This is a genomic window from Pseudomonas onubensis, from assembly GCF_965653655.1.
Taxonomy (GTDB): Bacteria; Pseudomonadota; Gammaproteobacteria; order Pseudomonadales; family Pseudomonadaceae; genus Aquipseudomonas.
Map to the genome: position 1 here is coordinate 36711 of NZ_CBFHAZ010000021.1, position 18659 is coordinate 55369.

The 18659-nt window shown below is 61.0% G+C and carries 16 protein-coding genes; 8 read left to right on the forward strand and 8 right to left on the reverse strand.

From position 1 onward, the window contains the following. Positions 1-4 precede the first annotated feature (4 nt). From ACTD9P_RS09915 to ACTD9P_RS09940, 6 genes are all read right to left on the reverse strand, one after another. Positions 5-853: a symmetrical bis(5'-nucleosyl)-tetraphosphatase gene (locus tag ACTD9P_RS09915; RefSeq protein WP_438867588.1), complete on the reverse strand. Its 849-nt coding sequence runs from the start codon at positions 851-853 to the stop codon at positions 5-7. Beyond that, complete coding sequence (gene apaG, locus ACTD9P_RS09920) at positions 853-1233, reverse strand: Co2+/Mg2+ efflux facilitator ApaG/CorD (protein ID WP_438867589.1); 381 nt, start codon at positions 1231-1233, stop codon at positions 853-855. Before apaG ends, ACTD9P_RS09915 begins: the two co-directional genes overlap by 1 nt. 238 nt (positions 1234-1471) lie before the next feature. Beyond that, positions 1472-2284, reverse strand: coding sequence for a 16S rRNA (adenine(1518)-N(6)/adenine(1519)-N(6))-dimethyltransferase RsmA (gene rsmA / locus ACTD9P_RS09925; RefSeq protein WP_219269536.1), 813 nt, complete (start codon positions 2282-2284; stop codon positions 1472-1474). After that, complete coding sequence (gene pdxA / locus ACTD9P_RS09930) at positions 2281-3270, reverse strand: 4-hydroxythreonine-4-phosphate dehydrogenase PdxA (RefSeq protein ID WP_438867590.1); 990 nt, start codon at positions 3268-3270, stop codon at positions 2281-2283. Before pdxA ends, rsmA begins: the two co-directional genes overlap by 4 nt. Then, entirely contained in the window at positions 3267-4607 is a 1341-nt protein-coding gene (locus ACTD9P_RS09935) for a peptidylprolyl isomerase (RefSeq protein ID WP_200430317.1), read from the reverse strand. Before ACTD9P_RS09935 ends, pdxA begins: the two co-directional genes overlap by 4 nt. After that, entirely contained in the window at positions 4582-7407 is a 2826-nt protein-coding gene (locus ACTD9P_RS09940) for an LPS-assembly protein LptD (RefSeq protein ID WP_438867591.1), read from the reverse strand. The genes ACTD9P_RS09935 and ACTD9P_RS09940 overlap by 26 nt, the downstream gene beginning before the upstream one ends. 130 nt (positions 7408-7537) lie before the next feature. Here ACTD9P_RS09940 and ACTD9P_RS09945 point away from each other — a divergent pair, with 130 nt between their 5' ends. Genes ACTD9P_RS09945 through ACTD9P_RS09955 form a run of 3 tightly spaced genes read left to right on the forward strand, consistent with a single transcriptional unit; the run spans position 7538 to position 10006 of the window. Then, positions 7538-8563 (forward strand): aminoglycoside phosphotransferase family protein, encoded by a 1026-nt coding sequence (locus ACTD9P_RS09945; RefSeq protein WP_438867592.1) that lies wholly within the window; start codon positions 7538-7540, stop codon positions 8561-8563. Continuing rightward, complete coding sequence (gene murU / locus ACTD9P_RS09950) at positions 8560-9237, forward strand: N-acetylmuramate alpha-1-phosphate uridylyltransferase MurU (protein WP_438867593.1); 678 nt, start codon at positions 8560-8562, stop codon at positions 9235-9237. Before ACTD9P_RS09945 ends, murU begins: the two co-directional genes overlap by 4 nt. Position 9238: 1 nt before the next feature. After that, positions 9239-10006, forward strand: coding sequence for a TerB family tellurite resistance protein (locus ACTD9P_RS09955; protein ID WP_438867594.1), 768 nt, complete (start codon positions 9239-9241; stop codon positions 10004-10006). Between the two features lie 153 nt (positions 10007-10159). Here ACTD9P_RS09955 and ACTD9P_RS09960 read toward each other — a convergent pair whose 3' ends face one another. Then, positions 10160-11134, reverse strand: a complete 975-nt coding sequence (locus ACTD9P_RS09960) for an alpha/beta hydrolase family protein (protein ID WP_438867595.1) — start codon at positions 11132-11134, stop codon at positions 10160-10162. Between the two features lie 176 nt (positions 11135-11310). On the opposite strand from ACTD9P_RS09960, the gene ACTD9P_RS09965 reads away from it, so the two are divergent. The 4 genes from ACTD9P_RS09965 to trpE all read left to right on the forward strand — a co-directional run bounded on the left by ACTD9P_RS09965 (position 11311) and on the right by trpE (position 15583). Next, positions 11311-12459: an iron-containing alcohol dehydrogenase gene (locus ACTD9P_RS09965; RefSeq protein ID WP_438867596.1), complete on the forward strand. Its 1149-nt coding sequence runs from the start codon at positions 11311-11313 to the stop codon at positions 12457-12459. Between the two features lie 84 nt (positions 12460-12543). Next, positions 12544-13218, forward strand: coding sequence for a ribulose-phosphate 3-epimerase (gene rpe / locus ACTD9P_RS09970; protein WP_017138077.1), 675 nt, complete (start codon positions 12544-12546; stop codon positions 13216-13218). After that, positions 13215-14033, forward strand: coding sequence for a phosphoglycolate phosphatase (locus ACTD9P_RS09975; protein WP_068931558.1), 819 nt, complete (start codon positions 13215-13217; stop codon positions 14031-14033). Before rpe ends, ACTD9P_RS09975 begins: the two co-directional genes overlap by 4 nt. Before the next feature lie 68 nt (positions 14034-14101). Then, positions 14102-15583 (forward strand): anthranilate synthase component I, encoded by a 1482-nt coding sequence (trpE, locus tag ACTD9P_RS09980; protein ID WP_438867597.1) that lies wholly within the window; start codon positions 14102-14104, stop codon positions 15581-15583. A 136-nt stretch (positions 15584-15719) separates the two neighbouring features. Here the strand turns inward: trpE and estP are convergent, their stop codons facing one another. Beyond that, complete coding sequence (gene estP, locus ACTD9P_RS09985) at positions 15720-17642, reverse strand: esterase EstP (RefSeq protein WP_438867598.1); 1923 nt, start codon at positions 17640-17642, stop codon at positions 15720-15722. Between the two features lie 421 nt (positions 17643-18063). On the opposite strand from estP, the gene ACTD9P_RS09990 reads away from it, so the two are divergent. Further along, entirely contained in the window at positions 18064-18657 is a 594-nt protein-coding gene (locus tag ACTD9P_RS09990) for an aminodeoxychorismate/anthranilate synthase component II (RefSeq protein WP_053258301.1), read from the forward strand. Positions 18658-18659: the final 2 nt, after the last annotated feature.

An 18659-nucleotide genomic window follows, 5' to 3' on the forward strand; every position in this document is an offset into this window, starting at 1 on the left:
GCTCCTAGGGCTTGGCGCCTGGCAGTGTTACAGAAGGGGGAGGTTCACACTGGCAGCAAAGGCGCTCGCCGGTGTCGATGTTCATCAAGGTCATGCTGCCACCCCACACGCAACCGGTGTCGAGGGCGAATACCCCGGGTTCGTTGCACTGGCCTTCAAGGGCGGCCCAGTGGCCGAAAACGATCTTGGTGTCACGGGTCTTGCGTTCTTTATGCTCGAACCACGGCTTGTAGCCAGGCAGCGCGGTGTCGGCGCCTTCCTTGCTCTTGAGGTCCAGCTTGCCTTCGGCGGTACAGAAGCGCATGCGTGTGAAGTAGTTGGTGATCACCCGCAGGCGGGCCACGCCGGTGAGGTCGTTGTCCCACTTGACCGGCTCGTTGCCGTACATGCCATCCAGATACGCCGTGTAGAGGTTGTCATCGGCCAGGGCGCTTTCGACTTCGGCGGCGCACTTGAGGGCTTTCTTCAGCGTCCATTGGGGCGGAATGCCGGCGTGCACCAGGGCCATGTTGCGGCCTTCGTCGTAGTGCATGAGCTTTTGGCGGCGCAGCCAGTCCAGTAATTCAGTCCTGTCCGGCGCTTCCAGGATCTCGCGCAAGGTGTCGCCCTTTTTCAGGCGCTCAATGTTATTGCCGGCCGCCAGCAGGTGCAGGTCATGGTTGCCCAGCACGCACACCAAGGAGTCACGCATCTTATAAAGAAAGCGCAGGGTCTCCAGGGACGCGGGGCCGCGATTGACCAGGTCACCGACCAGCCACAAGCGGTCGCTCGCCGGGTTGAAGGCTACGCGCTCCAGCAGGCACTTGAGGGGTTCCAGGCAGCCTTGCAGGTCACCGACCGCGTACGTCGTCATCAGTGCAGGGCCCCAGGGACTGCGAGGCGAAACGGCGCGATGATGGCGTCGAACAGTTTTCCGTCGGTGGCTTTCATCTGATACGAGCCCTGCATGGTGCCGACCTTGGAGGTCATTACCGTGCCGCTGCTGTAGGTATGGCTGGCGCCGATGTCGATCAACGGCTGCTGGCCAACCACGCCGGCACCGCGCACTTCCTCGACCTGGCCGTCACCGTCGGTGATCACCCAGTGGCGCGACAGCAGCTTGGCCGGCACTTGCCCGCTGTTTTTCACCGTGATGGTGTAAGCAAAGGCGAAACGGTTGTCTTCGGGGTGTGATTGGTCCGCGAGGAAGCGGGTGACGACGCTGACGTCGATCTGGTAGCGAGGATCGGACATGCAAGAGGCCTTAAGAGCAAAAGCGGAGGACAGCAGATGCGGATCAGTCTAGGCCATGAGCGGGGCACTAGGCCAGACATGTGTCGGGCGGCCGGTAAGCGTTATCGGTATAACGCCGAACAAATGTGGGAGCGGGCTTGCTCGCGAAGGCGGTGCATCAGTGACACATTTGGTGACTGACACTGCGTATTCGCGAGCAAGCCCGCTCCCACATTGGATTGCATCGAACTCTTACGGCTTATTCCACAATCGGCGCGGGCTGGATCGCTAACTGGTCAGCCAGGCGTACAAACGCGGCCAGGTCCAGTTGCTCGGGGCGCAGGCCGCCGTCGACACCGGCGGCTTCGATCTCGGCGTTGCTCAGCAGCGCCTTGAGCGTGTTGCGCAGGGTCTTGCGGCGTTGGTTAAACGCTTCACGTACCACGCGCTCCAGCAACTTGTGGTCCTTGGCCGGGTGCGGCAGCACCGCGTGCGGCACCAGGCGCACGATGGCCGAGTCGACCTTCGGCGGCGGGTTGAAGGCGCCAGGGCCGACGTTGAACAGGTGCTCTACGCGGCAATGGTACTGAACCATGATCGACAGGCGACCCCAATCACCACCGCCTGGGCCTGCGGCCAAACGCTCAACCACTTCTTTTTGCAGCATGAAGTGCATGTCGCGGATGATCCCGGCATTGTTCAGCAGGTGAAAAATCAGCGGCGTGGAGATGTTGTACGGCAGGTTGCCGACCACTCGCAGGCTGTTGGGCGCAGCGTTGAGGCTGTTGAAGTCGAACTTCAGCGCATCGCCCTGGTGCAGGTTGAAGTTGGGCATGCCGGCGAATTGCTGGTTGAGGATCGGGATCAGGTCCTTGTCCAGCTCTACCACGTCCAACTGGCCGCCACTGTTGAGCAGGCCTTGGGTCAAGGCGCCCTGGCCCGGGCCGATTTCCAGCAGGCGGTCTTCGGGCTTGGCATGGATGGAGCGCAGGATCCGGTCGATCACGCCAGCGTCGTGCAGGAAGTTTTGCCCGAAGCGCTTGCGCGCCCGGTGTTGGTAGTGCTCAGTCATATACGGGTCTCGGCCATCTGATAGGCGGTTTCCAGGGCCACGTGCAGGCTGCCGGTATCGATCTTGCCGCTGCCCGCCAGGTCCAGGGCAGTGCCATGGTCGACGGAGGTACGGATGATCGGCAGGCCCAGTGTCACGTTGACTGCGGCGCCGAAGCCTTTGTACTTCAGCACGGGCAATCCCTGGTCATGGTACATCGCCAGCACTGCGTCGCAGTGCTCCAGATATTTGGGGGTAAACAGAGTGTCTGCAGGCAATGGACCACGCAAGTCCATGCCTTCTTGGCGCAGGCGCTCTAATGTCGGTTCAATGATGTCGATTTCTTCATGGCCCAAATGGCCGCCTTCACCGGCGTGCGGGTTGAGCCCACAGACCAGGATGCGCGGTTGGGCAATGCCGAATTTCTGTTGCAGGTCGGCATGCAGGATGCGCGTGACGCGCTCCACGCGTTCAGCGGTAATGGCATCGGCGATATCACGCAACGGCAGGTGCGTGGTCACCAACGCAACTCGCAGGCCGCGAGTGGCCAGCAGCATCACCACTTGTTCGGTATGGGTCAGTTCAGCGAGGAATTCGGTATGGCCGGAGAAGGCAATGCCGGACTCGTTGATCACGCCCTTGTGCACCGGAGCGGTGATCATGCCGGCGAAGTCGCCGTCGATGCAGCCTTGGCCTGCGCGTGTCAGGGTTTCCAGCACAAACGCGGCATTGGCCTTGTTCAGTCGCCCGGCAACCACCTTGACTGCCAGCGGGGTGTCCCACACATACAGGCTGCCGGCCGGGGCGGGCAGGTCGGGCCAGTTGCCCGGCGCCACGTCCAGCAAGGTGACAGCCACACCCAGCTGCGCGGCCCGCTCAAGGAGCAGGTCGCGACTGGTAATGGCAATCAGGGGGTGTGGCTGAGGGTGCGAGGCGAGCAGCAGGCACAGGTCTGGACCAATGCCGGCCGGCTCGCCGGGTGTTACCGCGAAACGCTGGGGTTTCACTGTGCTGCCTGGTCGGTGCCTGTTTGCTCGGCGCCTGGCAGCTTGTTCTCTACGTAGGCTTCGTCACGGATCTGACGCAACCAGGTTTGCAGCTCTTCGTCGTACTTGCGGTTACGCAGTACGGTGAGGGCTTGTTGCTCGCGGGCCTGGGTGGTGTTGTCGGTGGCGCGACGGCCAAGGACTTCCAGGACATGCCAGCCATATTGAGTGCGGAACGGCTTGGACAGAACACCTTGTGGGGTCTTGGCCATGACGTCCTGGAACTCGGGCACCAGGCCTTTCGGGTCGATCCAGTTGAGGTCGCCACCGTTGAGGGCCGAACCCGGGTCTTCCGAGAAGCTCTTGGCCAGGGTGGCGAAGTCTTCACCGCCTTCGATGCGGTCATAGATCTTCTGGGCCAGTTCCTTGGTTTGCGCCTCGGTACGGATTTCGCTTGGTTTGACCAGGATGTGACGAACATGCACTTCGTCTTTCAGCGAGGTCTCGCCGCCGCGTTTGCCGAGCAACTTGAGGATAATGAAGCCGCCCGGCGTGCGGGCCGGTTCGGTGATTTCACCCACGCTCATGGCGCTCAGCTCGCGGTCGAACGGAGGTGGCAGTTGCGCAGCTTTACGCCAGCCCATGTCACCGCCATCCAGGGCGTTATCGCTGCCGGACATGGCAATGGCCGTTTGGGCAAAGTCAGCACCGGCTTTCAGGCGATCATAGATAGCCTTGGTTTTCGCCGCAGCGGCATTGAGCTGCTCGGAGCTGGCGCTGTCCGGGGTTGGAACCAGGATATTGGCCAGGTGCAGTTCTTCGGAGAGCTGCATCTTGCCCAGGTCCGAGGCCAGGAAGTTCTTCACTTCCTGTTCAGACACCTGAACCCGCTCCGCTACACGGCGCTGACGCACACGGCTGATGATCATTTCACGCTTGATCTGGTCACGGGCGTCGTCATAGGACAAGCCATCGTGGGCCAGGGCAGCCTTGAACTGGTCAATGCTCATGTTGTTACGCTGAGCGATGGTGCCGACGGCCTGGTTCAGTTCTTCGTCCGAAATACGGATGCCGGAGCGCTCGCCGATCTGCAATTGCAGGTTTTCGACGATCAGGCGCTCCAGTACCTGTGGGTCCAGTACGCTGGTAGGCGGTACGCCGCCGCCACGCTTGGCGATGGTTTGCTGAACTTCCTTGACCCGTTGGTCGAGTTGGCTCTGCATGATCACGTCGTTATCGACGATGGCCACTACCTTGTCCAGCTGTTGAACCGCAGCGTGTGCCGATGCGGCCCCCAGGAACAGCGCGCCCAGCACTAGCGGGCGCAAGCAATCAGAAAGCTTGGTCTTCACGTTCACGATAACCTTCAATGCCTTTGTCGAGGAAGCTCTCTACCTTGGCGCCGGTCAGGCCGCCGAGTCCTTTGAGGACGATCTGGAAGAAGAGCCCGTGGTCACCCTTTTCGTTAAGCGGGGCGATCTGGCTGTATTCGTCGTTGGAAACCCAGTAACGGTTGATGACGCGCAGTTTCCAGCAGCAGTTGTCGTACTCGAAACCACCAAAGGCTTCCAGGGTACGGTTGCGGGCATAGTCATACTGCCAGCGGGTGATCAGGTTCCACTGCGGAATGATCGGCCACATCATCGAGAAGTCGTGTTGCTGGATTTTGTAGTAATCCTTCACGAAGTTCGGTTGACCTTCGGTGCCGTAGTCGCCACCGAACTGCCATTTGCCGGTCAGCTGGTTGTAAACGACCTGGTCGTTGCGATAGCGATAGCCGAGGTTGATAACCTTGTTCGGGTTGTCTTCCGGCTGGTAGTGGAACATTGCGCTGCCGGAACGAGGACTATGGCTTTCGGTGTCCCAGTTGTAGTCGGCAGTGGCGCGCCAGTCGCGGTTGAAGCGGAACTCGTATTCCAAGGCGATCGGCGAGACATTCGAATGAGCGTCATCACGTGTCGAGGCATCAATGCCCGGCAATTGAACTTCACGATCCTTGAAGTAGACAGCCTGGCCGATGGATGCACGTTGACGCTCAAAGCCATTCTCTTGAATCCAGCGGCTGGTCAAGCCAAACGACAGCTTGTTCTCGTCGCCGATACGGTCCGAACCGGAGAAGCGGTTGTCGCGGAACAGCGAGGAGTAGCTGAACACGTTTTCGCTGGTATCGAATACCGGAATGTCTTTCTGATCTTTCTCTGGGACGTAGAGATAGAACATGCGCGGTTCAAGGGTCTGACGATAGTTTTCGCCGAACCATTGGGTATTGCGGTCGAAATACAGGCCGCTGTCGATGCTGGCGATTGGAACTGCGCGATCTTGTGAGCTGTTGAAGCTCTCACCCAGTGCCGAGGAGCCGAGACGGTTGGTCAGCAGATCATTTTTGCCGGTGCCGTCCAGGTCAAGATCGTACTTGGTGTAGACGTACTTGAGCTTCGGCGTGATGTAACCATAGGTCGCAGTCAACGGCAGGGAAATGCTTGGAGCCAAGTTCAGGCGCGTGCCGTTGGCTCGGTTCAAGCCCAATACGTAGGTGTCCAGGCGAGGCGTACCATTTGCCTGGGGGAACGGATTGAATGGGCCGCCGTCTTTTTCCGTGTAGTTGCCGGTTTCGAGATCCCGATCAAACCTTACAGCCTCGGTTTCATAAGCGAGGTCTACGCCGCCTGGATGGTAAGGCAGCGTACCGTTGAAGGTCAGCTGCGGCAGACGGTCATACGGGGTGATCTGCGAAACGGTTGCCAGCTGATAAGCCTGGACGTTCAAACGCGCTTGATAGGAGTCGCCACGATAGGTCAGGGAACCCTGTTGGTTCACGAAATCCTGGGCTTGAATACCTTCTTGATAGGTCTTCAGATCCTGGAAGAAGTAAGGGTCACTGATCTTGGTGTAGTCGACCTGGGTAGTCAGACGCGAATCCAGCCCGCCCTTATGCTGCCAGTTGAGCATGTAGCGGGTGCTTTCGTAGTCGGTCTGCTTTTTCCGCTCGTCGCTGTCGTCGTTCAGGTACGCACCGCCGAACTGACCTTCGCTGGACTTGGTGAGGTAGCGGAATTCGCCTTCCACCATCATGCCGCGCTTGGTCATGTATTGCGGGTACAACGTGGCGTCGTAGTTTGGCGCCAGGTTGAAGTAGTACGGCGTGACCAGTGTGAAGCCGGTTTCGCTGCCGGTGCTGAAGCTCGGCGGCAGGAAGCCGGATTGACGACGGTCGTCGATCGGGAAGTAGATGTACGGGGTGTAGAGGATCGGGATGTTCTTGATCCGCAACGTCGCGTTGGTGGCCGTACCGAAACCGGTGGCCGGGTTCAACGTGATGTTGTTGCCCTTGAGCTGCCAGGCGTTGCTGTCCGGCTCGCAGGTGGTGTACGTACCGTCCTTGAGACGGATGATCGCGTTTTCGGCACGCTTGGCGTACAGCGCGTTACCGCGAATGCGCGACTTGTGCAGCACGTACTCGGCATTGTCGATCTGGGCCGCGCCGGTATCGAGCTGGACTTCGGCGTGGTCGCCGACGATCAGGGCACCGTTGTCGCGCAGACGCACATCGCCGTTCAGCTCGCCACGGTTCTCGGCCTGGTACAGGTTGGCTTCCTGAGCCTCCAGCTGCATGCTGCCCTGGCGCATGACGACGTCACCGGCCAGGGTCGCAACCTGCTGTTCCTGCTCGTAGCGAGACACCTTGGCACCGATGAAGGTCGGCGAATCGCTTTTGTCCGTCTTGTCATTCATGCCAGGACGGGTCGGCTCGATGTACGCGCCGGAGCAATACGGGCCGGTCTCAGCCAGTTGGGCTGCGGTCAGCTTATCGCGAGGCACCCAGTCCAGGTGGCTGTAGTCGGCACTGCGCGAACGCAGGCCACGGCCCTTGGCCTCGGTGACCAGGGTGGTCTTCGGCTCGGCCGCAGCAGTGCCGCCAGCATCGGCTTGCGCCGTGCTGCCAGCGGCGCTGGCGGCTGCGCCGTCGTGCACCGGGCGCGGTGGTAATGGGGCTGCGGCGGTTTTTGGCGCGCAATCCCAGGCACCCGAAGCAGAGACTGAGCAGTCATACTGTTCCGCGGCGACCACGAATGAGGTGGCGAAAGGTTGCATGGCCAGCAGACTGCCGGTTACCAGCAACGGAAATTTTCTACGAAACGCGGGGGATTTCAATGCCATCTTATTAGTCCGGGCTTCCTGCGTGCCATCTGCCCGCGGTTTGGGCCGCACGCCTCTCGATGGTCTGAAAAAGATGCGTGATAATAAAGCATGACCCGCTTGACGGCTAGCGCCGTCGGAGACCCTTGTAATGCCCGAGCAAGATCTACGTTTACAACAGCTGAAAGTTTGGCTGGATGAGCAGTTGCCGATCCTTTTCAACGCTCAGGACTGGGGTGTCGTACCTCCGGCCACATTGACCGCGGCCAGCAGCGACGCGAGTTTCAGGCGTTATTTCCGCTGGGAGGGTGGCGGTCGCACGTTCGTCGTCATGGACGCTCCACCCCCCCAGGAAAACTGCAAACCTTTCGTCGATATCGCTGATTTACTCGCGAAATCGGGAATAAATGTGCCAAAAATTTATGCAGAAGATTTGCCGCGCGGCTTTCTTTTGCTGAATGACCTGGGCCAAAAAACCTATCTGGACGTAATTGACGCGCAAAACGCCGATCAATTGTTTGCCGATGCCATCGACGCGTTGCTGGCTTTTCAGCAATTGCCGATGGACGCGCCGCTACCCAGCTATGACGTGGCCTTGTTACGTCGTGAGCTGGAATTATTTCCGCAGTGGTACGTGCGCCAACATTTGGGTATCGAATTCGACACCCGGCAGTTGGCCTTATGGCAGCGCGTCAGTGATCACCTGATCGACAGCGCCCTGGCCCAGCCCAAAGTGCTGGTGCATCGCGACTATATGCCGCGCAACCTGATGATCAGCGCGCCGAACCCCGGCGTGCTGGACTTCCAGGACGCGGTCTATGGCCCGGTTACCTATGACATCACCTGCTTGTTCAAGGATGCGTTCCTCAGTTGGCCGAAGGCGAGTGTGCGCGAGTGGCAGCGTGGTTACTGGGAGCGTGCAGCTGCGTTGGGCATTCCTGTGCAGGCTGATTTTGACGAGTTCCTGCGCGCGAGTGACCTGATGGGCGTGCAGCGCCACCTCAAGGTCATCGGCATTTTCGCACGCATCTGCCATCGCGATGGCAAGCCGCGCTACCTGGCCGACGTGCCGCGCTTCTTTGCTTATATAGAAGCGGTACTGTCCGATCGGCCGGAGCTGGACGAGTTGGGTGAGTTGCTCGCCAGCCTGCGCGAACCGACCGAGGCGCGCGTATGAAGGCGATGATCCTGGCGGCGGGCAAAGGTGAGCGGATGCGCCCGCTCACCTTGCACACGCCCAAACCGCTGGTGCAGGCGGGCGGCAAGCGTTTGATCGAGTATCACCTTGAAGCGCTGGCCAAGGCCGGCTTCAGCGAAATCGTGATCAACCATGCCTGGCTCGGCCAGCAGATTGAGAGCTACCTGGGTGATGGCGCGCAGTTTGGCTTGCGCATTCAGTACTCGCCCGAGGGCGAGCCGCTGGAAACCGGTGGCGGTATTTTCAAGGCGCTGCCGTTGTTGGGCGACGAGCCATTCCTGCTGGTCAATGGCGATATCTGGACGGACTTCGACTTTGCCAGTCTGCACAACAAGGCGCTGGAAGGGCTTGCCCACCTGGTCATGGTCGACATGCCTGCCCATGCGCCAACGGGAGGCGACTTCTATTTGGACAACGGCCTGCTTCATGATGCCGCGCCCGGTGCCGATAACCTGACCTTCAGTGGCATTTCAGTGCTCGACCCACAGCTGTTCGCGGGTTGCAGCGTAGTTGCCTTCAAACTGGCGCCGCTGTTGCGGGAGGCCATGGTCAAAGGTCTGGTAACGGGAGAGCACATGACAGGACACTGGATTGATGTCGGCACGCTGGAGCGTCTGGCGCAGGTTGAAACCTTGCTGACTGCGGGGCAATAAGATGTTGTGGCCAGGGACACTGATCGGTGCCGGGGCTGGCTTTGCCATTGCCAGTATTCCGGGGGCCTTGTTGGGCGCATTGCTGGGGCAGGCACTGGATCGCCGCCTGCAGCTGCACAGCTGGGCGCAATTGCGCGAGCGGCTGGGCGGGCGCCCGGCGTTGCGCAACGACGAATTGCTGTTTGTTTTGTTGGGGCGCCTGGCCAAGAGTAATGGCCGGGTGGTGGATGGGCATATCCAGCAGGCGCGCCAGGAAATGCGCGCGCTGGACATGAGCGAGCCGGCCCAGCGCCGGGCGATTACCGCGTTCAATCGTGGCAAGTCCGGTTCCGACCGGGTGCGCAATTACCTGCGTGTGCTCAAGGCTCAGCCCCATGCGGCGGAAGGTGTGTTGCGTGCATGCTGGCGCATGGCTTGGGCGGACGGCAAGGCCGATGACGCCGAGCGCGACCTGATCGACCTGTGGGGCAAGTGGCTCGGGTGGACGCCGCAACAGTTACAGGCGCTGGCGTCTGATTACGCCCCCGAACGCAAGCCACTGGCCAATCGAGGCGGGGCGTATCAGGAGGCGCTGAGGGTTCTGGGGGTGACGTCCACCAGCGAACCGGCCGCCATCAAACGCGCCTATCGCCGCCTGCTCAGTCGCCATCACCCGGACAAAATCGCTGGCACGGGAGCAAGCCTGGCGCAAGTGCGTGAGGCCACCGAGCGCACCCGCGAGCTGCATAATGCCTATGCGTTGATTCGTGAGCGGCGCGATTTCAGGTAGCCACCACAACCTGAGCCTAGCAACCCAATCGGGTGTGGGAGCGGGCTTGCTCGCGAATGCGCAGTGTCAGTCACTGAAGATGTCGGCTGATGCACCGCATTCGCGAGCAAGCCCGCTCCCACATCAGGTCTGCAGTGTTCTTGAAATAGCGTGTCAGCCTTCTTTCGCCTGCGGGCTCAACCACCCACGAATCCGCCGATACAACTGCTCTTGCTCAGCCGCACTGTTGCCCGGCAGGGTCTTGAGCGACACCTGTTTGTACCCGTCATTCTTCGCCCGCTTGGCAGCCTGGCTGCGTTCCAGCGCGTTTTTGCGTTCCTGGGCGCCGTCCTGGTAATACACATCCGCCGTCGGCACTTTCAGCGCCGGCGCCAGTTTTTGCAGGTCCGGCTGCCTGGCCGCAGGCGTTTTGCCGGCCACCATCACCAACTTCTGCACTTGGGACGGTTGCTTCTCGCTCAGGTAGCGCGCAGCCCACCAGGCGCCGGTGCCGTGGCCGAGCAGCACCACGCTGCGCGCGCTCTGGGTTTGGGCAAAGGCAACGGCGGCGTCGATGCGATCGAAGATGCGCTTGGCGTCGGTCTTGTCCTGTTCATCGGCGCCCGGCACCACCGCTGGGTCAGTGCCTTCGGCTTCGGCGCTGGCGGCTTGTTCGATCGGTTTGGCGGCCGTACTGCCGTCTTTACTGCTGGTGTCGACCGCGGCTTTAGGCGACTCCATGACCCGAGGCGGCAAGGTGTCGAGGTTCACATCCGGCAACGACAGGCTCAAGGTGCCCCAGTCGGCGTCGGGTAATTTGCGGCGCAAGGGCGCGATTGCTTGTGGCCAGTCGGCGCTTTCTCCGGCGCCCGGCACAATAACCACCACACCTTCAGGTTCGGCGCTGTTGGCCGGTTTCCACAGGGCCAGGAATGAATCGCTGCCAGCCTGCAATTGTTGCTGTTCCTGTGCCGGCAGTTGACGCTCCAGGGCGTTGGCTTCTTCCTGGCTGCGCTCGGGCAGCGGTTGGCGTTCAGCCGGTTTTTCGGCGGCGGGCGCAGGTGCATCGGCGGCCTGGGCAGTAAAGGCGCTGGTCAATAGCAGTGACAGGCACAGAGCTGGCAGTGCCGAACGGTAGTGAAAGGGCATGGTGGGTTCCCGGCCAGAAGTGATTCCAGCAGCCTAATGGGTTGGTCGGTATTTGTCAGTGTATCGGCGGTGTGTGCCGGGCCTTGATGGCGGCGCCATTTGGTCTGTGAATGCTGGGCAACCGAAAATCCCGAGCTACTCTTGTGCCAGCCCATCATTAACAAGAGGCCACGCACATGAGTACTTCCTCATTCAAGATCGCCCATAAACTGCTGACCGGCGCTGGCGCCATTGAACAACTGGCCGCCGAGCTCACGCGTCTGGATGTGGATAACCCGCTGATCGTCACCGATGCCGCGCTGGTCAAGTCCGGCACCGTCGCGCTGGCGCTTGAGCACCTGGGCGAGCGCACCTATGAGATTTTTGACCGCGTGCTGCCCGACCCGGAAATCGCCATTGTCGAGGACTGCATGCGCGTGTACCGCGAAGGCGGGCATGACGGCTTGATCGGCGTGGGCGGCGGCAGTGCCATCGACATTGCCAAGAGTGTCGCGGCCTATGCCGGTTACCACGGCGCCCTGGCGGACTTGTTCGGCGTCGACCAGGTGCCGCGCAAAGGCCCGCCGCTGATCGCCATCCCGACCACTGCTGGTACTGGCTCAGAGGTGACCAACGTGGCGATCCTCTCCGACAAGGCCGCACAGCTGAAAAAGGGCATCGTCAGCGATTACTTATTGCCGGATGTGGCGCTGATCAGCCCGCAAATGACTCTCACGTGCCCGCGCAGTGTCACCGCCGCCAGTGGCGTGGATGCGTTGGTGCATGCGATCGAGTCCTACCTGTCGCTGAATGCCTCGCCGATCACTGACGCGCTGGCCATCGGCGCGATCAAGCTGATCGCCAACGCGCTGCCCAAGGCCTATGCCAACCCGACCAACCTGCAGGCCCGTGATGATATGGCCACCGCCAGCCTGATGGCCGGCATGGCGTTCGGCAATGCGGGCGTCGGCGCGGTGCATGCCTTGGCGTACCCGCTGGGCGGGCGATTCAATATCGCCCATGGTGTGAGCAATGCGCTGTTGCTGCCTTATGTAATGCACTGGAACAAGCTGGCCTGCGTGGAGCGCATGCAGGACATTGCCCAAGCCATGGGCGTGAATATCACCGGGCTCAGCGTCAACGATGCTGCCGACCAGGCGGTCGAGGCGATGACGCGGCTGTGTGCCGCCGTGGAAATCCCGGCAGGGCTGCGCAGCTTCGGCGTGCCGGAAGACGCGATCCCCGCCATGGCGACGGAAGCGGCGGGTATCGAGCGCTTGATGCGCAACAACCCGCGCAAGCTCAGTGCGGCGGATATCGAGAAAATCTATCGGGCGGCATACTGACCATTGAGTTAGGTCACGGTGCGCTGGGTAAAGCATGAGGTATACAATGCGCGCCATCGTGATTTAGCTCAAAAAAGGTGCGTCATGCAGCCCTTCGTTATCGCTCCATCGATTCTCTCCGCCGACTTCGCCCGCCTGGGTGAAGAAGTGGACAAGGTATTGGCCGCCGGTGCCGACTTCGTGCACTTCGATGTCATGGACAACCACTACGTGCCCAACCTGACCATCGGCCCGATGGTCTGCGCGGCACTGCGCAAGTACGGCATTACTGCGCCGATCGATGCGCACCTGATGGTCAGCCCGGTGGACCGCATCGTCGGCGACTTCATCGAGGCCGGCGCTACCTACATCACCTTTCACCCGGAAGCCACGCTGCACGTCGACCGCACCCTGCAACTGATCCGTGAAGGCGGTTGCAAGGCGGGCCTGGTGTTCAACCCCGCCACGCCGTTGAGCGTGCTGGAGTACGTGATGGACAAGGTCGACATGGTCTTGTTGATGAGCGTCAACCCAGGCTTCGGTGGGCAGAAGTTCATTCCCGGTACGCTGAACAAGCTGCGCGAAGCCCGCGCGCTGATCGATGCGTCGGGCCGTGATATCCGCCTGGAAATCGACGGCGGGGTTAACGTCAACAATATTCGCGAAATCGCCGCGGCTGGCGCTGACACCTTTGTGGCCGGCTCGGCGATCTTCAACGCCCCCAACTACCAGGAAGTCATCGACAAGATGCGGGCCGAACTGGCGCTGGCGCGTCCATGAGCGGTTTTGAGCAGTTGTTCCCCGGCAAACTGCCACGGCTGGTGATGTTCGATCTGGACGGTACGTTGATCGATTCGGTGCCAGACCTGGCGGCGGCGGTGGACGAGATGCTGCTCAAGCTGGGGCGCAAGCCGGCGGGCATCGAATCGGTGCGTGAGTGGGTCGGCAATGGCGCGCAGATGCTGGTGCGTCGGGCCTTGGCCAACCACATCGATGCTGAAGGTGTGGATGAGGTCGAGGCCGAGCACGCCCTGGAACTCTTCAATGTCGCCTATGAAAGCAGCCATGAGCTCACCGTGGTCTACCCCGGCGTGCGCGACACGCTCAAGTGGCTGCACAAGCAAGGCGTGGAGATGGCGCTGATCACCAACAAGCCGGAGCGTTTTGTCGCGCCGCTGTTGGACCAGATGAAAATCGGCCGGTATTTCCGCTGGATCATCGGCGGCGACACCTTGCCGCAGAAAAAACCTGACCCGGCGGCGCTGTTCTTTGTGATGAAAATGGCCAATATTCCGGCCTCGCAATCGTTGTTTGTCGGTGATTCGCGCAGTGATGTGCTGGCCGCCAAAGCCGCTGGCGTGCAGTGTGTGGCGCTGAGCTACGGGTATAACCATGGCCGGCCGATCGCCGAAGAGTCGCCGGCGCTGGTGATTGATGATCTGCGACTGCTAATCCCCGGTTGCTTGGGAGCGGGCGCTGAGATAACGTTGCCCGACATCGAATCAACCCCTTCTGGAAACTCCATCGTGGTGGTCACTCGCAAACTCTGGATGAAAGTCATCAAGGCCCTGGCCCGCTGGCGTTGGCGCGCCTGACTGATCCTGGCCGCGCTGCGGCACGTTTGCACACCTGACCGTTTGACCCTCAAGCCACGAGGCACCTCATGATCCGCGAAGAATTCCTGCGTTTGGCCGCTGCCGGCTATAACCGTATCCCCTTGGCCTGCGAAACCCTGGCCGACTTCGATACGCCGCTGTCGATCTACCTCAAACTGGCCGACGAGCCCAACTCCTACCTGCTCGAATCGGTGCAGGGCGGCGAGAAATGGGGCCGTTACTCGATTATCGGCCTGCCGTGCCGCACCGTGCTGCGCGTGCATGACCATCATGTGAGCATCGCCCATGATGGCGTCGAGATCGAAAGCCATGACGTAGAAGACCCGCTGGCCTTCGTCGAAACCTTCAAGGCGCGCTACAACGTGCCGACCATTCCCGGCCTGCCGCGTTTCAACGGTGGCCTGGTGGGGTATTTCGGCTACGACTGCGTGCGCTACGTGGAAAAACGCCTGGGCAAATGCCCGAACCCGGACCCGCTCGGCGTGCCGGACATTCTGCTGATGGTCTCTGACGCGGTGGTGGTGTTCGACAACCTCGCCGGCAAGATGCACGCGATTGTCCTCGCCGACCCGTCCCAGGCCGATGCCTTCGAGCAAGGCCAGGCCAGCCTTGAGGCATTGCTGGAAAAACTGCGTCAGCCGATCACCCCACGTCGTGGCCTGGACCTCAGCCGTCCGCCAGCCGCCGACCCGATCTTTCGTTCAAGCTTTACCCAGGATGACTACGAGCGCGCAGTCGACACCATCAAGGAATACATCCTTGCCGGTGACTGTATGCAGGTGGTGCCGTCGCAACGCATGTCCATCGACTTCAAGGCCGCGCCGATCGATCTGTACCGCGCGCTGCGTTGCTTCAACCCGACGCCGTACATGTACTTTTTCAACTTCGGCGACTTCCACGTCGTGGGTAGCTCGCCGGAAGTGCTGGTGCGGGTCGAAGACAACCTGATCACCGTGCGCCCGATTGCCGGCACGCGCCCGCGTGGCGCGACCGAAGAAGCCGACCTGGCGCTGGAAGAAGACCTGCTGAGTGACGACAAGGAAATTGCCGAGCACTTGATGCTGATCGACCTGGGCCGCAACGACACCGGGCGGGTGTCGGAAATCGGTTCGGTGAAGCTCACCGAGAAGATGGTCATCGAGCGGTATTCCAACGTGATGCACATTGTGTCCAACGTCACCGGCGAGCTGAAAGCCGGGTTGACCGCCATGGACGCGCTGCGGGCGATTCTGCCGGCGGGCACCTTGTCGGGCGCGCCGAAAATTCGCGCGATGGAGATCATCGACGAACTGGAGCCGGTCAAGCGTGGTGTGTATGGCGGCGCCGTGGGGTATTTTGCCTGGAACGGCAATATGGACACCGCGATTGCGATCCGCACCGCCGTGATCAAGGACGGCGAGCTGCATGTGCAGGCGGGTGGCGGGATTGTGGCTGACTCGGTGCCGGCCCTGGAATGGGAAGAAACCCTGAACAAACGCCGCGCGATGTTCCGGGCGGTGGCGTTGGCTGAGCAAACGCCGCAAGCTTGAGATTAGATGTAAATAAAAATGTGGGAGCGGGCTTGCTCGCGAATGCGCAGTGTCAGTCACTGAATGTGTAACTGATAGACCGTATTCGCGAGCAAGCCCGCTCCCACAGTTGTTTTGTGGGGCGTTTAAGATCCGCTTAGAAATCCAGACTCACCCCAACATTGACGCCTTGCTGGGTAAAACTGTCATCCTTCCTCACGTTATACGCCGCCCGTAGCGCCAGCTCCTGAGTCAGCTTATGGCTGACGCCCAGACTCAATCGATCCGAATTACTGCGCGGTGTGTAGCCGTCCAGCTTGAAGTCGATGCCTGGCACGCTGTTGAGCGAAATCTTTACCTTCTGGGTGTCGTTTTCGAACTCATGCTCGTGGGCCACTTCGCCAAACACTTGGGTTTGCGGCGTAATCCGGTAGCTGCCTTGCAGGCCGACGCCCAGGCGCTTGGAGTCGCGTTGCTGATCATCGAAGGTCAGCGCGGTGGAGCGGTTGTCTTTTTCCGAATAGCCATCGACTTCGACCCGCGAATAGTCGGCGCTGATGAACGGTGAGAGGTGCCAATCGCTGCCGGCGCCGGCAATGTCGTAGCCCAAGCGGCCGCTTAAGGCCCAGAGCCAACCGTCGGTGTCGCCTTTTTCGCCGCCTTCGCTGACGCCCAGGGCGAACTTGCGCTTGAGGCTGTCGAAGTCCAGCTTGCTGCCGGTCAGCGCCGCATCGGCCCACCAGTGGTTTTGCTGATATTGCGCAAACGCGGTGCCCATGTAGCTGTTGAGCTTGTAGTCCGAATCGCGGGCACCGGCTTCGAGGGTCTGGCGATACAAGCCGGCGGCCACGCCGACGCGCCAGTTTTCGTCGAGGCGATAGCTGCCGCCCACGTTCACGTTGTAGCCACTGCCGTCGCCGCTGGCCGAACTGCGTTGATCATCAAAGTCCAGATGCTGGCCACCACCGGCGACAATCGCGCGCCATTGGCCAACGGCCTGCCAGTTGCCATTGTCGGCTTGCCACTGGTTGCGCAGTTCATCCTGATGGGCGCGCAAGGTGCCTTGGGCCATCTCTGGCAGCAAGGTTACTTCCCACGGCGCGGCGAGCAGCGAGTAGGCGTAGTCGGCGATTAACTGTTGCCCGGCGATGGTGGGGTGTACCGAGTCGTTATAGATCAGCTTGGTCGGGTCCGGGGTGGTGCCGCCAATGCCATACACTGGGTTGGCCGTGCAGCCGTTGCCGCTGAAGCAGGTGCCGGTGAGGTTTTGCCCGCTGGCCAGGCCAAAGCGCGCAGGGTCGGCGAAGGTTTCATTGAGCAGTAACGGGATGTTCAGCGGGATGACCTGGGCGTCGATCTGCGACAGGCGCTGCACCAGCGCCTGGTTGAAAATACTGCTCAGGGCCGAGCTGGCGCCTTGCGCGGGCGTGCCGTTGATGGCGGGCGTCAAGCCCAGGTCGGGCAGCATCCACACCATGATGTACCGCGCGCCGGCCTGTTGCAGTGCTTGGGCGCTGTCGGCCAAGCGCCCGCCGGCGGCAACGGCCTGGCCTGGGCTGAGGACGCGCCCTTGAAGGAAGTCATTGCCACCGCCAGACAGGAAGTACAGCGCGTTAGGGTCGGCGCGCCCGCCGTTGGCGGGCAAATAGCCCTGGCGACTGCGCAGTACGGTGCCACCTCCGGCGTTGCCGGGCGGGATCGCCGCATTGGAGACCGAGGTGATGGAGTCCAGGATGTTGTCGGTACGGTAGCCGCCGACCGCCCAGTTATTGCCATCGGGTAAGCCTTGGGCGGCACGCACGGGCGAGGTGGATGCATTCAGGTCGTTGGGCGCCACGCCCAGCTTGGAACCCAATAAAGTTGATGACACCAGGCCATAGTCGCCCTGGAACGTCGGCCCGGTGCGGTTGGTAAAACGCAAGGTGGCGCCGGCCGAGCCATCGGGGAATTGGCCGGCATCCGCCAGGCTGTCGCCGAACACGACCATGGTTGAGTAAGGTGAAGGTGCTGCAAACGCCTGCGCGCAGGCCAGGGACAGAAGGCAGCCGGCAAGGGGCGCAAAAAACGGTGGTCTGAGCATGCAAAATTCCATTTAGTTGTTTTTGTGTCGGAAGCGAAACACTAGCAATGTAGTGAGGGTTTTCTTCGAAGAAAACAGTTTTTTCTTACAAATACTCGGTGGTGACCCCCGGAATCGCTGCTCCATATTGCACCGCTGGCGAGGCTACGTTACTGTGCCTGAACGTATGAATGAGACCCTCCCCGTGTTGATCATCAGCAAACTCTTGATGCGAGTAGTCAAGGCACACGCCCGTTGGCGTTGGCGCGCCTGACATTTTTCTCTGCCGGCTTGGCCGGACCTGTACCGATTTGCCTTCTTCACCCTTTGTTTGACGCCCCTTGCCGGCTCACCCTGGCAACCGGAACGTGCGTCTGGCAGCGGGACACTCTCTTGGAAGGCGGTCATTCGAAATCAGTGAATTCAAGAGGTTTGAACCCACATGTTGCTGATGATTGATAACTACGATTCCTTTACCTACAACGTTGTGCAGTACCTGGGCGAGCTGGGTGCCGAGGTCAAGGTGGTGCGCAACGACGAACTGACAGTCGCCGAAATCGCCGCCCTGAACCCGGAGCGCATCGTGGTTTCGCCTGGCCCGTGTACGCCGACCGAAGCGGGCATCTCGCTGGAAGCCATTCAGTATTTCGCCGGTAAATTGCCGATCCTGGGCGTGTGCCTGGGCCACCAGTCCATCGGCCAGGCGTTTGGTGGTGACGTGGTGCGTGCGCGCCAAGTGATGCACGGCAAGACCAGCCCGGTGTTCCATAAAGACCTCGGCGTCTTCCACGGCCTCAACCTGCCAGTGACCGTCACGCGCTACCACTCGTTGGTGGTCAAGCGTGAAACCCTGCCCGAGTGCCTGGAACTGACCGCCTGGACCCAGCTGGAAGACGGCTCGGTCGACGAGATCATGGGCCTGCGCCACAAGACACTGAATATCGAAGGGGTGCAATTTCACCCCGAATCAATCCTGACCGAGCAGGGCTATGAGCTGTTCGCCAACTTTCTCAAGCAGAGCGGCGGCACGCGCTAAGG

Coding starts and splice junctions, on each gene's coding strand:
- ACTD9P_RS09915 (WP_438867588.1), bottom strand. CDS start 853: ATGACGACGTACGCGGTCGGTGACCTGCAAGGCTGCCTGGAACCCCTC.
- apaG (WP_438867589.1), bottom strand. CDS start 1,233: ATGTCCGATCCTCGCTACCAGATCGACGTCAGCGTCGTCACCCGCTTC.
- rsmA (WP_219269536.1), bottom strand. CDS start 2,284: ATGACTGAGCACTACCAACACCGGGCGCGCAAGCGCTTCGGGCAAAAC.
- ACTD9P_RS09940 (WP_438867591.1), bottom strand. CDS start 7,407: ATGGCATTGAAATCCCCCGCGTTTCGTAGAAAATTTCCGTTGCTGGTA.
- ACTD9P_RS09945 (WP_438867592.1), top strand. CDS start 7,538: ATGCCCGAGCAAGATCTACGTTTACAACAGCTGAAAGTTTGGCTGGAT.
- murU (WP_438867593.1), top strand. CDS start 8,560: ATGAAGGCGATGATCCTGGCGGCGGGCAAAGGTGAGCGGATGCGCCCG.
- ACTD9P_RS09955 (WP_438867594.1), top strand. CDS start 9,239: ATGTTGTGGCCAGGGACACTGATCGGTGCCGGGGCTGGCTTTGCCATT.
- ACTD9P_RS09960 (WP_438867595.1), bottom strand. CDS start 11,134: ATGCCCTTTCACTACCGTTCGGCACTGCCAGCTCTGTGCCTGTCACTG.
- ACTD9P_RS09965 (WP_438867596.1), top strand. CDS start 11,311: ATGAGTACTTCCTCATTCAAGATCGCCCATAAACTGCTGACCGGCGCT.
- rpe (WP_017138077.1), top strand. CDS start 12,544: ATGCAGCCCTTCGTTATCGCTCCATCGATTCTCTCCGCCGACTTCGCC.
- ACTD9P_RS09975 (WP_068931558.1), top strand. CDS start 13,215: ATGAGCGGTTTTGAGCAGTTGTTCCCCGGCAAACTGCCACGGCTGGTG.
- trpE (WP_438867597.1), top strand. CDS start 14,102: ATGATCCGCGAAGAATTCCTGCGTTTGGCCGCTGCCGGCTATAACCGT.
- estP (WP_438867598.1), bottom strand. CDS start 17,642: ATGCTCAGACCACCGTTTTTTGCGCCCCTTGCCGGCTGCCTTCTGTCC.
- ACTD9P_RS09990 (WP_053258301.1), top strand. CDS start 18,064: ATGTTGCTGATGATTGATAACTACGATTCCTTTACCTACAACGTTGTG.